The sequence below is a fragment of the Bacillus sp. C1 genome, from assembly GCF_054570475.1.
In genome coordinates this window covers 64,176-77,767 of sequence record NZ_JBTMZT010000011.1, presented here as the reverse complement: position 1 = coordinate 77,767, position 13,592 = coordinate 64,176, and the positions used below count along the sequence as shown (strand labels likewise).

The following is a 13,592-nucleotide window of genomic DNA, read 5'->3' as shown; positions in this document are numbered from 1 at the left end:
TCCTTCATAGAAACAAAACGAGAATATAACGTAGAAGGTATAAAAACGAGCCTGTAAGTGTCGTATACAAGGTTACATTTGGAAGCCAATGTGGAATACTCTTACCCATTTTCTCAGCAACCTTCATTCCAATTACAGACAACCCTGTTGCCATCCAGATAATTACCGTTTCTCCTGCAATTGTCATACTTATTCCTCCTCATCCTTCTCACGGAATTTAATTCCTGATTTCGTAGCAACAACTTCATACCGTTCCATTAGATCTTGCCAATCTAAAATATCCTCTTCTTCCCCATATAAATCTTCTTCAATAACCTGAGATAAACTGAAATATCCTCTATACTCTTTTTCATTGCATACCTCATGTCTTTGCATGTGATTAAAAATGGATTCTACTTCTCCTCTGGATCTTGATTGGTTATACATTTGTTTGAGGTGTTTAGAAGAATAAAGGTAAGGTGTTTCATTCAAACATGCATACTGCCAACGCATTACTCATCCCTCCTATTTTCTGCAGTAATCTTGATGTCCCTAATTCCACTTGGTATTCCCCGTGGTCTTGATATAGGTATATGACCTAGAAACATAGATATTGCCTGTCCATTTAAACTTTTCAAAATATCTATTGATTAAATTAAAGGAGGACACATTTTTTTATGCGAATTATATATAATGAAGGAGGGGATGTTATGCATTTTAAATGTAAACTTCGTGTTATTTTTGCTGAAAGAGAAATCCGTCAAAAGGAATTGGCTAAACTCATTGGAATTAGTCAAACTACAATGAGTTCACTTGTTAATAACACAACCTTGCCTACTTTCCTTACTGCTTATAAGATTGCGAAAACACTTGATATGCATATTGAGGATATTTGGATAGAAGAAGATGTATGATACACATCGTCTAAATCAAAAATAGGAGGAATGCTTTATGAAGAAAAAAATATTAACAGCATTAACCTGCGGAACATTACTGGTTGGGTTAACATCTTGTGGTTCTAATGAACAAACTACAACCGAATCACAAAAATCAGAACCTACATATAAAAAAGAAGAAGAGAAACCAAAACAAAAAGTTGCCTTCAAAGATATGACAACTGATCAATATTTGCAAAACTACAACAAAATTAAAGACGAGTTAACTGGACAAGGAATTCAGGTACTACCTTTTAACCTAGAATTCGAGGAAAGCACAAAAACACATAGATTTTATTACACAAAACAAGAAAATTACGGCACAGAAGACGCGAAATGGATTAGTGTAAATTTGAGAAGAGACGGAAAAACAATCGATGGTCTTATGTTTAATGGTGCACCTGATGTTAATACTATTAAAGCAATGGTAAAAGCTACAGGTATAACTTGGTCTGATAAACTAGATAAAATGATTGAAGGGAAAGAATCTAATCAAGAAAAAGATGAGATAAAGGTTGATGGTGTAAGGATATCTATTTTTGGAAGTCCTACTAGCATTACAGTAATGGTTGATTCTCCTAAAGATTTATAATTGAATATAAATAACGAAAGCCGACTCATAAGAGCCGGCTTTCGTTTATTGTAAATTGATATTTATAAAAATATTATCTGAATCAACAAAGTTACGAATATGTTTTTTATTTGTGTACGCTTTTAAATTAAGTGGTGTTGAACCAGTATAAATGAACTCGCTATTTTCTAACACTAATTCGTTTGCACTGTTAACGGATCCAGAAGCTAATACTGTGTTAAATGTTGGGTTGTTTATTGTAACTTTACAATTTACTGCCTTGAAAGTTGTATATTGTCTGTTTGTTTCAGATGAGAATAAGTTATTTTTCTTTTCAACAGATACAGTACAATCTTCTAATATTGTGTATGGTGTCTGGTTTTCTACATTGGTAATGCCAACTTGAATAACGGTGTCAGTCAGCTTGCTGTTTTTTATTTTTGCATTAAGAGGGCAACCGTTAAAGATGTGATTCCGCACTTCACAGTTAACAAAATCAGAATCAACAATAATAAACTCAGATAGGACTTTGTTGTTTTGTGGCTCAAATCTCACCTTAAAGTTTTCAAATGAGCAATTATCTACTTGAAAAGTCTTAATAATTAACTCTCGCTGAGCTGATGTAGAATGTGCCTTGAAAGTACAATTTTTTAGTTTATTAATTAGCAACCATGCACCGCTTACTGTCTCGGTGTATGTGATATGGCAATCTGACATAGTGAATCCTTCTGGTAAGAATATAGAACCCATATTCTCAAAATGGTTATGCCTGATTTCTACTCGGTAAGGGCTAGATTGATTGAGGTTAAATTTACCGCCTACGAAGGTGTTACCTTCAACTAGGACATATGGGCTATAAAGTTGAGGATCCATTAGACTTAAATTATTTAGATTATTGTAGAAATAATTATCTCTAATTTTAGCTGTTGACATTGCATATAAGTTAACTGCCGTGAAGTCAGTATCGTGAATGTGATTATTATAGATATCTACATCGTAGCAACCTACCAATATACCATGGAAACTATCATAGATATCATTGTTTCTGATTACACACTTCGATCCATAAGAATCTTCCATGTTGATAGCGTAACGAGTTGGATCATTGAATAGTGGTTTCCCATCTAGGAAATAAGCTAAACCTTTACCGTTCCCATGGATAACATTATTCTCAATAATATTATGGCTCCCTCCAAATGTTATTCCCCCTCTATGGCCATTGGTGATATCACATTTTTGAATAACATTATGAGAAGGAATATGTCCAAACCAGACTGTAATACTATGTTGTCTCACTATTGTTTCGTCTAAAAATTGTAACCTATATTTATTGGCTCCTTTAGGAATTGAAATGTTACTATAGATTCTTCGTCTCTTGTGTACACCTATAAACTTGTTATCCTTATCATAGAAGAAAATATCGAAGAACTTATTGACTAGTCCAGTGAGCCTCGTGTAGCCTGAACCTGCTATATACATGGAGTCAATTTGCTTTTGAGCATCGAACTGAATAGGTAGCATTTTTGTAATAGTTGTCTTAGGAGTAGTTACCGCTATTGGTTGTCCTGTTTTGTAATCTAAGGACTCAATAGTGTTCCCTTCGTCAAACTCTACATAGTTCGTGTATGCCGTGGAGAGAAAAGAAATATTATCTCCCATATAGTCACGAACCTTGCAGTGCTCGAGAATGTTAAACCTAGCGCCTTTTCGGAATACCACTCCATAGGAATGTTCTACAGCCACCTCTTTCACATCAAAAAAGCTCCTGTCTTCTCGACAACCCACTATTTCGCCATTTCTAATAGTTGCGTTCTCTACCTTTTCGAAAACGAACGTAATACCTACAAAGTTATAATAGTCTGTACCTGTGCGAGTATCTAAAGGACTCTTTTTATTTGAGTCGAATATTACTTTCAACTTAGATCTGTTTAAATTCAAATCAACTCCCTCTCTCATCAGTATCTCTCTAGGATAACATAAAGCATAATCCCCACGAGGTAGGACTACTGTCGTGTATCCATTCTCGTACGCATACTGTAAAGCATTGTTTATTCCCTGGATATTCTTATCAGCTTGTATATAATCTGCGTCTACATATGGCTTGTTAGGTAATCCTTTTTTAATGCCCCATTTTTCTAAATCAATTAAATAATTCATCTCTACACCTCTTTTTTAATTTTTAGATTTATTTTTGTGAAAATTAAAAGAGCATCTCCGGATAAGAAGATACTCTTTTACGTTTGGCTCCCTACTTCACATATACATAGGCTTCGTTTGCAGTTACATAATATGTTTTACCTTTGCTGTTGTGTACTTTGTATTGTTGTGATCCATTTACAGTTACTTTTGCATCAATTGTGAATCCTAATCCTGCATCTAAAGTACCAGCAACATCTTTGTCCTGCCAAGATTGAGAATCATAGAAACGTAGGTTGTCCACTTTGGACACAACGCGTTTTCCTACTACAGAATTTGAAGCAGTTGTCGTTTCCCCTTCATATCGAATGTAAGATGGATTGTTATAGACCCATTGATTTCCACCAAGGTTTAGCCATCCGTCTTTTTCGCCCCATACTTTATAGGATTCTGGTTTGTTAAGTTGACGAATTACAGAGTAACTTGCATCTGGTCCTTTACGTAAGTTCACGTTGTAACCAGTAATGTATGCTACTCCATCTGTTACTGCTGTTGGTTTTTCTGGCTTAGATGGCTTTTCTGGAATAGAAACATCTACACTAGAATTATTGTATGCACGTTGTACATCAGCACGGAATTGTGATTCTGATACACCATGAGATTTTAAGTAATCAAGCGGATCTTCATGGTCTGTACCGCCAAGGTATTTTGTTACATCATAGTGAGTCCATAATCCTTTTTCTACGGATAATCCGCGATCACGTAAAATTTTAGCCAATAACTTCACATATTTATCATATGAACGTTTGAATTTATCGTAATCCGCTGTTTCACAAAGCTCTACGTGTACAAATCGTTTATTTGCACTTGGTCCACCGCCATAAGCGATGTACTTCGTATCAGCGATTTGAATCGTCTCATTCCAATCGACCGCATAATGAACGAAAGCATTACGCCATGTACGAGTTTCATACTTTTGAATATTAATAGCTGGAGCTTCTGGCGTTGCTGTGCTATGCGCCACAACACCTTCATATGCGCCTACACCATTACGATATGGTTGTTTTGGTAAACCATCGATAATAAGCGTTCTATTAGCAAAAGCTCCTGTCGTAAAGCTAAACAAGAGCAATAGAGTCATAAATACAGAGGAAACTAGTTTGAATGATTTTTTCATTAAGCATCTTCTCCTTTTTCTTCGTGACTAGTCCAAATACCAAGTGAGACACCTACTACAAAAACATAAGGTAATAATTCTTCAAGAAAACTCTTAGCTTCTGGCATGCCAATTTTCGCAAATAAAAATCCAACCAATGAAAAAACCGCAACCCATGTTTTCCAGTTGCGGCATCGCTTTAAAATATTTTCTTTTTTGAAATTCATAGTTAATTTGTCTCCTTTTCCAAAGTATCAAGTCGCTTATGCGCTTGTTTAGTACTCTCTTCGACCCTTGTAACTCGTTCTCCAAGTGCGACCATTTGCTTTTCACTCGCCTTTAAGTCAATCCTAATGTCATCAACTCCTTTCCGGATATAACCTAATTCAGCTTTTACTTCAGCGCTTTGTTGGCCATCAGATTTTATTGCTTTCGATTTATTTAGTGAATAGGATAGATACCCTATTACTAAGGAAAGTATTGCGATGAGTACTCCAATTTCAATTGTCATAAATTCACTCCTTTCAAAATAAAAAGAGAAGCCATTTGACTTCTCTTCACTACGCTATAAATAATTTTGGATCCATGTTGAAAATCTTCGCAATATCTTCTTCGTTTCGGTCTTTCAGATATGATTCTGTTGTAGAGATATCTGCGTGGTTCGCCAAAGACTTTAGCATTTCCAATGGTATTCCTTGAACTTTTAAATTATCTAATCGGCTATGCCGGAAACAGTGTGGATTGATATGAATCTCTTTACCTTCTTTTTCACTTAACATGCGTGCAAAAATCTTACACCAATAATTAAATGTGCTCTTATTAATCAGCTGTCTGTGCCCATTTTTATATAATTTAACAAACAGTTGCGGGATAGTATCTCTCCCTCTTTGTTGCAAATACAAACGAATACATTCTTGTACACGGTCGTTAAAATATAAACGGAATTGTTTGCCGCGTTTCCCTTGAACGATATTAGTAAAATATCTTTGATCTAAATTACTCTTAAGTACCTGGTACACTTCATTTTTTCTTGCTGCACTAAAATATGAAAGTGATAGATACATTGCTAACATATACTTTTCTTGACTCATTAGTTCGTCAATCATCCAATTAATTTGTGACTCCGGAATAAAGGTGATTTGCCTAACAGGTCTTTTGGGCAACCCTTTCACTCTAGAACCAACATTAAATTCATAGCTGTAATCATCATCACTGGCGCAATATTCTAATGAGGATCTCAAGGCGCTCATTAGCCCGTTTACTCGAGCGTGCGATACTCCAGTATCTTGAAAAAAGATAGATAAATTCCGAATATCTTTTCTTGTTAAATCAACTAGATGTTTATTATCAAAATGTTGATAAATAACATATAAAATAATTCTCAAATCCCATTTATACTGTCTAATTGTACTTTCGGCTCTTCCTTCTGCTTTCTTTTCAATGAGAAAATCTTTAACGAGGTTCTTGTTTTCTTGACTTACGTGTTGATCATAAACCTTTGGATCTACAATTTTTGCCATGATAAATGCCTCCTTAAAATAAAAAGAAGAGTGATAAGTATCATCTCCCTTCCTTTTAAAAGCCGTATTTTAGAACAAAATAAAAAAGACACGTCATATACGTCTCTTTATTGTTTTAATAGTATTCAATCATTGCAAGACCAGCGGTATGGGATTCATCCCCTGTTCCTTCTGCCCATACACGAATTCTTGATTCATTCACTATAAAATTATTGATTTCCAATTCATGTACATCCCTCATGTATCCTTCGGTTTTACCGAATACGATAGATTTATCATCGCTACCAATGCACAATTGATAAGATCTTGTGGATGTGCTCTTTGCTTCTTTTCTTAGATAGAGCCGTTTAACATAAGTACCTACTGGAAGCTCTAGAGTAAATTCGTTTGAACCATTACAAGGGAACGGTCTCCATATTGGTTTAAAATTAACCATTTTTAAAGAAACTGACGGATCACGCGGACTGGCATTTTTCCACCCTAAATCAAAATCCATCGTGCGAAATTCGCCTATTGATTTTGAACCTCTTGATCTACAATCTTTCACCATTGCTCTACATCCGTGACCATCCATTTTTATGCGGTCATAAAGTGGAACAGATAGCGCACTTCCTACATCACAGTTATCGAACTGGATTAATGCACTTTGAGCAGGCAATTGTTGATCGCTTCCTCCTTTCAAGGAATATTGGAAATTATCATGCAGGATACAACTGCGGAATATGACTGTTTTTCGAGTGTTTATTTCCACTACATCCCGTGGTGTTCCATCCACAGTTCCAAAGTTACAGTTATCCCACACTATTTGACACATGTTTGTATCAAATGGATCTGTATTTACTAGTTTCCTGTGTTGTCCGTGTAGCTCGTATCTAACATTTGTAAAAGTGAAATCGCAATTCCCCTGACCGAGGACAGCATCTTTTTCAATTTTTACGATGTACTTGTCCTCTGTTTCACCTTCTGATTCAAACATTTCATGTGATCCACCGAAGGCGTGGAAAGAGCCGCCACCACCAGACAAAACTCTTATGACATTCCCTTTTGTTACAACGTCTGTAGCGACTGTTTCTATAGCTACAGATTGGCGATTATTAAAAGTAAATACATCTCCATCAGAGTTTAGGTTACATGTTTCAAACTTCATCAAATCGGCGTTTGCAAGTCCATCGAATTGAAAGAGTTGATTCATGGATGTATTCATCCCGATCGAAGATGCTACTGAATATCCAAATGCACAATTCTCAAATTGAAATTGTTTTTCTCCGCCATTGCTCCATATTTTAAAGCCATTTCCTAGTTTGCTATCATCTGTACAAAAACCAATGTCACGAAACAATATCCTTTCTAAGCGATGATTATTCTCTCCATTATTGTAGAACCAACTAGGTTTACTGTCTGTTTTTAATAACAGAATTGTAGAATATGGATTGACTCCTTCAAAAGTTATCCCTCTCCGGATTCCAGCTAAGTTATTTAAATCACTTAAAAATTTGTCTGTTACTATATATATACCACTCGGAAATATGAGTTTATTTTTAACTCCTATATATGGCGTGTCTAGCACATACCTTGCAGCATCTAACAAACATTGTGTATCATCTGTCTCACAATCTGCTTTTGCACCAAAGCTTTTCACATTGACACCTATATCATGTTCGTAGCTCATAGTTTCCTCCTTTTTTATAATAGTATCTGCGCTGCGAGTGGTAGTTCTCCCACATAATACGTAGCGCTGAATTGATGGGTCTCTCCTGCTTTTACTACACAATTCTTATATACTTGTGGATATAACTTTTGCAATGTCGCATCCCTATGCTGTAACCAAACAAGTGGATCGCGCAATCCTGCTTGTCCTTTGCGTAAACTTGTATTGATATTATTTATTTTCATAGCTGCGACATAATCTGTTCCGGTAGTATTTAACATCGCGTAACTTGTAATTTTCTCCCCATTTACAATGTCATTAAAGCTATTATCAGTAGCTATTGTATCAAGGGATTTACCATTCGCATCCAGCAGTTTATCCACAAAAGGACGACTTCCTGGAAGCATGGCGATATAGCCATCTTCTATGAAAGTGTCTTTCAGCCATTTAACTTTTATATCAAAAGTAGCACCTTGCGTTGTAATTGTATGAACGGAATAGATTTCGCATAGTGCATTCGTAAGATCGCCAGGATGAAATCCTTTCATACTTTGAACCGCTCTTACGATTTGCGCTTCTTTTACCGTTGTATCGGCTGTCCAAGAAGTTATTTCTTTATCATCCACATAAATCTTTTGATTTGTTTTGAACACTGTTGCTGCACTATGCTCTGGAATCCATTCAGCGTTTACAGCCGATCCATTTGGCTTAATTCGAAATGCAAATTCTTTGTTACTGAATGGGACTAACAAGTCTATCTCTTTAACGGGATTTAATAAATCATCATAAGTTAAGGCGGTCTTATGTGCTTCTGCCGCTTGTGCATAACCCGTGTCATTCTTTATCCATCCACGAGAAGTGTTAGCACCGCCAGCTGGTGCGTTTGCAGGGTCGTCACCTTTGAAAGTTGCCACGACTGTATGTGTTCCTTTTGTTAAACCACGCACTACAGGACGGATTCCGTAGTTAACCTTTAACTCGTTAGTAGGAACCGCGGCGATATGTGTACTTATTGTTTTTACTACTGTACCATCCACTTTAAATTCCCATAAACCGCCACGATTATCAGCGAAATGTTGAAAGTCAAATCCTGTTCCATCGAATATAAAAGTGAACGTGTCACCCACAACGCTTGCATAATAGTTCGGTGAATTAGCTTTTTGTATCGCACCTGTATCTGATTTATAATTGATTGCATTCGTTTTCTGAGATACGACAGATAGATTAGAAACAGCGCAATCCTCAAGTTTTACATAATCATCCTTTACGTCTTTTCGCAAAGTGTAATGAGCAACCTTATTCCCTCGAATCGGTACAAGTATATCTAGCGTACGATCTGCTAAGATGCGTGTATACACTTTAGGTGATATATTATGATTGCGGAGCAATTCCACATAATCCTTTTGATTAGGAAGCACTTCCGCCATAGCATTTAAATCCACTTTCTCTAGGTTTTTACTCGCTTCTATAATCTTCTCAAAGAGCTGGAATTCATTTTTAGACTCAATGTTATCATCAGCTAAATATGATTCTCTTACTTTGAAAGAGAAAGGATAGGTAATTTTCCGTTTTTTCACACCTGCTACTTCTCGCTCGATTGTGATATCAGCATGGACTGTTCCTACTTTTGCAAGAGTCTGTGTGGTCAGAGAGATACTTATTTTACCATTCTCTTTATCTATTATTTTTATTTCTTTGTTCTGCATAACGGTAGTCTGATCAGGTTTCTTAAACGTCGCAATGATTTTATCTGTGTCTTGTAATGGGAATTTTTTTGAGTTCGTCTCTATTTTTATAATAAAATCCGAAGTGTTTAAACTATTTTGAGCAAACTCAATATCATAAATACGATTTTCTTTTTGAGTATCAACAACAATTTCAAATGGCTCATTCATTGAAATCCACTCCTTTTTATAAAATAAAAAAGACCAGCTATTGCTGCTCCATAGGCCCAGTTGGTTCTTCAGTTGTTGGTGGTTCTGTTTGGTTACTTTTATCTATTAAACTTTGAACCAATTCTTTTAACTCCGTATATCTATCTTTTAATGTTGTTACTTCTTCCTTAAGTTGCTTATTTTCTTCAAACAAACGATTGTTTACTTCTCTTTGTTCTAAAACATGTTCCTTCAATCCTGCCATTGTTACAGATACCATGCTATAAGTATCAACCGTTTCATGCTTTTCACCTGTGAAAATTTCATCAGCATCATCTGCGATTAAACCAACATTTTTCCTTATTTCTTTTATGGTGTGTAAATTATCTGGGTCATCCACTCTTGTTTGATACAAATCAGCGACATCTGATTTGAAATAGTATTCTTGGACATTAGCTGACATGACTTTCTCTAGAGCTGAGAATGTTAAGTCTTTAATATAAGTTTTCAAACTCCTTTGCGATGTATTAAGGAACCTAGCCGCCTTTAAATCCGCCCAACTTCCATCACGAGTCCAAAACTGCAATGAATCCATCCAATCTGGATTATACGACCCACGAATTATGAAACGAGATAACTTTAATTCGGCATCTGTATCCTTTCGAACCAGCGACATAACATTTGTGTTATCAGCGCCATTTTTATGAAAGAAAAATTGTCCAGTATCACTTCCAAACCAGTGATCACCTTCAGATCGAGTTTGTAACTGTCCATTTTCTCTAAAAAAATATACTCCAATACTTGTGGAATATGTGTTTGTTTCTAAATTCGAATTTTTAACCATGTTGATACTACCTACAGAGGTTTTAAGAGAACCAGGAGTCACTGTATTAGAAAACACCATACTTCCTGTCATATCAGTTCCTTTAAAAGAGTCGCTACCTAGTACAAATACCGGTCGAACTTCGCTGCTGTTTTCTGAGTTGAAAAATCCCCAAAACGAACGAGGGACCGATTTGTCATACAACGTCATATACTGTTTGTTAAGTTCTACAAAACGATTAGAGTCGGCTGTTTTTATCGTAACCCCACTCAATTGTTTTGCTTTTAAGGAACTTGCTACTGTATCACCATCCAATTCAATTTTTCCTGCTTTGATTTTAACTGATTCAGCTGTTTGATTTATTTCGGAAATAACTGTTCCTTTTTTTACAGTGTTTAGAATATCAGTTTCGGTAACCTGTATTCGTCCTTCCATCTGTTTTACATATGCATCTTTAGCAAATGATCCATCTGCTTCTTTTTTTGTATATGTTTCTTCTTTTAACGCACGTATTTCAATACCTTCTGCATTCGCTTTGATTTGGCGACCTAACTCTGTTACCTTTTGATTATAGTCAGCAGTCGCTACTTTATCAGCTATATCTTGCAGAATTTTATCCTTGTCAAGGATATCACTTGGGTTTTCAACATAAGCACTTGTCTTAGATGCTTTTTGTAGCATCGGATGCGCCATCCAAAAAGTGCCGTTCCGCAAAACGTATGCTCTTAAACCAACTTTAGCTGCATCGGCTGGAGCTTTCGTTGTGTAGGATTGTCTAGTCCATGTATCGTTCTCTAGTGAAAAGTTAAGAAAATTACTACTCGATAGTTGTGATCCGTCAGATTTATAAAAAATAATAGCGATTCTCAGGTTTTTATTTACATGCTCATTAATATTCTTGGTTTTAAAATATGCTGATACAACAACATCTTCATTAGGGGTTACAGGAACTTTTGTAGATGTCGTACTATGAAACCCATTATCGACTAGACCACTAACAGTGAGTGTGAGAGAAGGATCTCCCCAATGAGTTTCATTTTTATCAATAGTAGCTGGGAACTTACTATCCAGCCCCCAATACTTCATACCTTGATTGAAACGAGTATTTAAAAGTTCATTATTCAACCCAACTCCACTAACATAATCTTCAACATCTTTTATTTTCACAGCTAAATTTAGTGCATCTGAATGCTGTTGAATGGTTGACTTAGCATCTGTAATTTCTTTCCCTTGTGCTGTTTGTGTTTCTTGGATTTTACTAACATTTTGGGAAATTCCATCTGCGCTTTTTTCTACAGTTGTGATACGTTCATTAAATGAATTTTGATTACTTTCAACTTTTGTTATATTTTCTTTTATGCCATCCACAGTTTCTTCTACTGTGGTTATTTTGTTAGTAATAGTTTCATTGTCTTTTTTTAACGATTCGATAGAACGATTAAATCCATCCGTTGTTTGTTCTACAGTAGCTACTTTTTTACTGATATTACCTTGTTCGTTTTGTACATCTTTCATCGTTCGATTAACAAGGTCCACAGTTTCTTTTACTTCGTTATATTTTCCGTTAACTTCTTTTTGGACATCTTCTACCTTTTTATTAAGTTCTGTTTTCGCTTCTTCTACATCCGCGATGATAGGCTCCCATGTTTTACCGTCCCACTTTTTCAAAATGCCTGGTTTACCTTTAGATATATCCAGCCATAGCGATTTACCAGGTTCTAAATTATCTGTAGGCGCTATATCACTCTCAATAATTTGCGTTTGGTAGTTTTTTTGATTTTCTTTGACTAATTCAGCAAGCTTCTTCGCTGCTTCACTTTCTTTTTTTGCTTCTTCTGCTTTTTTATCTGTTCCAGCATTGATACGATCTGTATAATTGTTAGATTGCTCTAATAACTTTTCATTCAGATCTTTTACCACTGAGAGAATATCAGAAGTCCACTTCTTTTGTTCATTTGTACGGTCTACAAGCTCATCACGTTTGTTACTGAACTCATAAACATTTGGCGTTTGTTCGAATGGATATCTTCTCCGCTGAACTACTCGTACATCAAAGTCCATATTGTATTTATGATGTTGGAGTATGGCTCTATCTCCGACTTTGGGTTCATTCGTATCATCGAAATTTGCTTCCTTGTGATCCACAGTAATTGAAATGATAGGGATATCATTCACAACCTCCTGACACCGTTTCAACGCTGTTTCTTTATTTTTAATTTTGTCATCCTCAATGTTTTCCGCTTGTCTATATCTGATTAATTCTGGCATTTTATATTTTAATGGTGACTCATAATAATATTGAAATTGTGGACCACCGTCTTCTTCTTCAGTTGGAGTATGCCCTAATAACAGAACAGAGAATGCGCAATTACTATCGTCTGTTGTTTTTTCAATCGCGTTGACATTATAACCAAACTTATATAATTTATCAGTCGTTTTTCCGATTCTATCCGCAAAAATAACCGTCATGTTATCGAATATACATTCAATATCAAAACGGTCTAATAATTTCCGAATCATTTTCATTCGGCTTTCTCCACCGAAATTCTCGAAATGTAATTGGTTGTGTTTGGAACAACGATTGATATATTTAAAATTACTACCTTTGAATGTGTGAGCAAGTCCTTCATCGATAGATAAATAACCTGTAATCTTTTGCTCTTGTGTTTGTAAGGATAATTCAGCGCCAACTTGAATTGCATCGCAATCTTTGAAACCTAACTCATTTTGTTTATTCACTAAAATAATATAGTATTGACCTTCAAAACTAAGTAGGTTTCTATCTTCCACATACGAATAGACACGCTTATTCATTTCTGTATCTGGGGCGACAAAACGAATAGAGGATGGTTCATTCTTTCCCTCTATTACTTCGAATTTTTCTGTATCGATAAGATGAAACTGATCACCTGTGGATAATTGTTCAATTTTGGGTCTTTCTACTCGCATA

The 13,592-nt window shown here is 35.7% G+C and carries 12 protein-coding genes; 2 read left to right on the top strand and 10 right to left on the bottom strand.

What is annotated here, in order from left to right:
- Window positions 1–4: 4 nt before the first annotated feature.
- On the bottom strand, window positions 5–187 hold the full coding sequence (locus ACX5JI_RS21705; RefSeq protein ID WP_459503096.1) for a hypothetical protein: 183 nt from the start codon (window positions 185–187) through the stop codon (window positions 5–7).
- 2 nt (window positions 188–189) lie between these two features.
- Entirely contained in the window at window positions 190–492 is a 303-nt protein-coding gene (locus ACX5JI_RS21700; protein WP_459503095.1) for a hypothetical protein, read from the bottom strand.
- 197 nt (window positions 493–689) lie between these two features.
- Here ACX5JI_RS21700 and ACX5JI_RS21695 point away from each other — a divergent pair, with 197 nt between their 5' ends.
- Window positions 690–893 carry a helix-turn-helix transcriptional regulator gene (locus tag ACX5JI_RS21695; RefSeq protein ID WP_459503094.1) on the top strand — a complete coding sequence of 68 codons (204 nt, stop codon included), beginning with the start codon at window positions 690–692 and terminating at the stop codon, window positions 891–893.
- A gap of 37 nt (window positions 894–930) precedes the next feature.
- Window positions 931–1,506, top strand: coding sequence for a hypothetical protein (locus ACX5JI_RS21690; protein WP_459503093.1), 576 nt, complete (start codon window positions 931–933; stop codon window positions 1,504–1,506).
- A 45-nt stretch (window positions 1,507–1,551) separates the two neighbouring features.
- Here ACX5JI_RS21690 and ACX5JI_RS21685 read toward each other — a convergent pair whose 3' ends face one another.
- From ACX5JI_RS21685 to ACX5JI_RS21650, 8 genes are all read right to left on the bottom strand, one after another.
- Window positions 1,552–3,642 carry a right-handed parallel beta-helix repeat-containing protein gene (locus tag ACX5JI_RS21685; RefSeq protein WP_459503092.1) on the bottom strand — a complete coding sequence of 697 codons (2,091 nt, stop codon included), beginning with the start codon at window positions 3,640–3,642 and terminating at the stop codon, window positions 1,552–1,554.
- A 91-nt stretch (window positions 3,643–3,733) separates the two neighbouring features.
- A complete protein-coding gene (locus ACX5JI_RS21680; protein WP_459503091.1) occupies window positions 3,734–4,798 on the bottom strand; it encodes an N-acetylmuramoyl-L-alanine amidase in 1,065 nt (354 codons plus the stop codon).
- Window positions 4,798–5,004, bottom strand: a complete 207-nt coding sequence (locus tag ACX5JI_RS21675; protein ID WP_459503090.1) for a hypothetical protein — start codon at window positions 5,002–5,004, stop codon at window positions 4,798–4,800. The genes ACX5JI_RS21680 and ACX5JI_RS21675 overlap by 1 nt, the downstream gene beginning before the upstream one ends.
- A 2-nt stretch (window positions 5,005–5,006) precedes the next feature.
- The gene (locus ACX5JI_RS21670; protein ID WP_459503089.1) at window positions 5,007–5,288 is read right to left on the bottom strand and encodes a hypothetical protein; all 282 of its coding nucleotides are present in this window, start codon (window positions 5,286–5,288) and stop codon (window positions 5,007–5,009) included.
- Window positions 5,289–5,337: 49 nt separating this feature from the next.
- Window positions 5,338–6,297 carry a tyrosine-type recombinase/integrase gene (locus tag ACX5JI_RS21665; RefSeq protein ID WP_459503088.1) on the bottom strand — a complete coding sequence of 320 codons (960 nt, stop codon included), beginning with the start codon at window positions 6,295–6,297 and terminating at the stop codon, window positions 5,338–5,340.
- A 115-nt stretch (window positions 6,298–6,412) separates the two neighbouring features.
- Entirely contained in the window at window positions 6,413–7,966 is a 1,554-nt protein-coding gene (locus tag ACX5JI_RS21660) for a hypothetical protein (RefSeq protein WP_459503087.1), read from the bottom strand.
- 14 nt (window positions 7,967–7,980) lie between these two features.
- Complete coding sequence (locus ACX5JI_RS21655) at window positions 7,981–9,840, bottom strand: BppU family phage baseplate upper protein (RefSeq protein ID WP_459503086.1); 1,860 nt, start codon at window positions 9,838–9,840, stop codon at window positions 7,981–7,983.
- A gap of 37 nt (window positions 9,841–9,877) precedes the next feature.
- Window positions 9,878–13,591 carry a phage tail protein gene (locus ACX5JI_RS21650; RefSeq protein ID WP_459503085.1) on the bottom strand — a complete coding sequence of 1,238 codons (3,714 nt, stop codon included), beginning with the start codon at window positions 13,589–13,591 and terminating at the stop codon, window positions 9,878–9,880.
- Window position 13,592 lies beyond the last annotated feature (1 nt).

Coding starts and splice junctions, on each gene's coding strand:
- ACX5JI_RS21705 (WP_459503096.1), bottom strand. CDS start 187: ATGACAATTGCAGGAGAAACGGTAATTATCTGGATGGCAACAGGGTTG.
- ACX5JI_RS21700 (WP_459503095.1), bottom strand. CDS start 492: ATGCGTTGGCAGTATGCATGTTTGAATGAAACACCTTACCTTTATTCT.
- ACX5JI_RS21695 (WP_459503094.1), top strand. CDS start 690: ATGCATTTTAAATGTAAACTTCGTGTTATTTTTGCTGAAAGAGAAATC.
- ACX5JI_RS21690 (WP_459503093.1), top strand. CDS start 931: ATGAAGAAAAAAATATTAACAGCATTAACCTGCGGAACATTACTGGTT.
- ACX5JI_RS21685 (WP_459503092.1), bottom strand. CDS start 3,642: ATGAATTATTTAATTGATTTAGAAAAATGGGGCATTAAAAAAGGATTA.
- ACX5JI_RS21680 (WP_459503091.1), bottom strand. CDS start 4,798: ATGAAAAAATCATTCAAACTAGTTTCCTCTGTATTTATGACTCTATTG.
- ACX5JI_RS21675 (WP_459503090.1), bottom strand. CDS start 5,004: ATGAATTTCAAAAAAGAAAATATTTTAAAGCGATGCCGCAACTGGAAA.
- ACX5JI_RS21670 (WP_459503089.1), bottom strand. CDS start 5,288: ATGACAATTGAAATTGGAGTACTCATCGCAATACTTTCCTTAGTAATA.
- ACX5JI_RS21665 (WP_459503088.1), bottom strand. CDS start 6,297: ATGGCAAAAATTGTAGATCCAAAGGTTTATGATCAACACGTAAGTCAA.
- ACX5JI_RS21660 (WP_459503087.1), bottom strand. CDS start 7,966: ATGAGCTACGAACATGATATAGGTGTCAATGTGAAAAGCTTTGGTGCA.
- ACX5JI_RS21655 (WP_459503086.1), bottom strand. CDS start 9,840: ATGAATGAGCCATTTGAAATTGTTGTTGATACTCAAAAAGAAAATCGT.
- ACX5JI_RS21650 (WP_459503085.1), bottom strand. CDS start 13,591: ATGCGAGTAGAAAGACCCAAAATTGAACAATTATCCACAGGTGATCAG.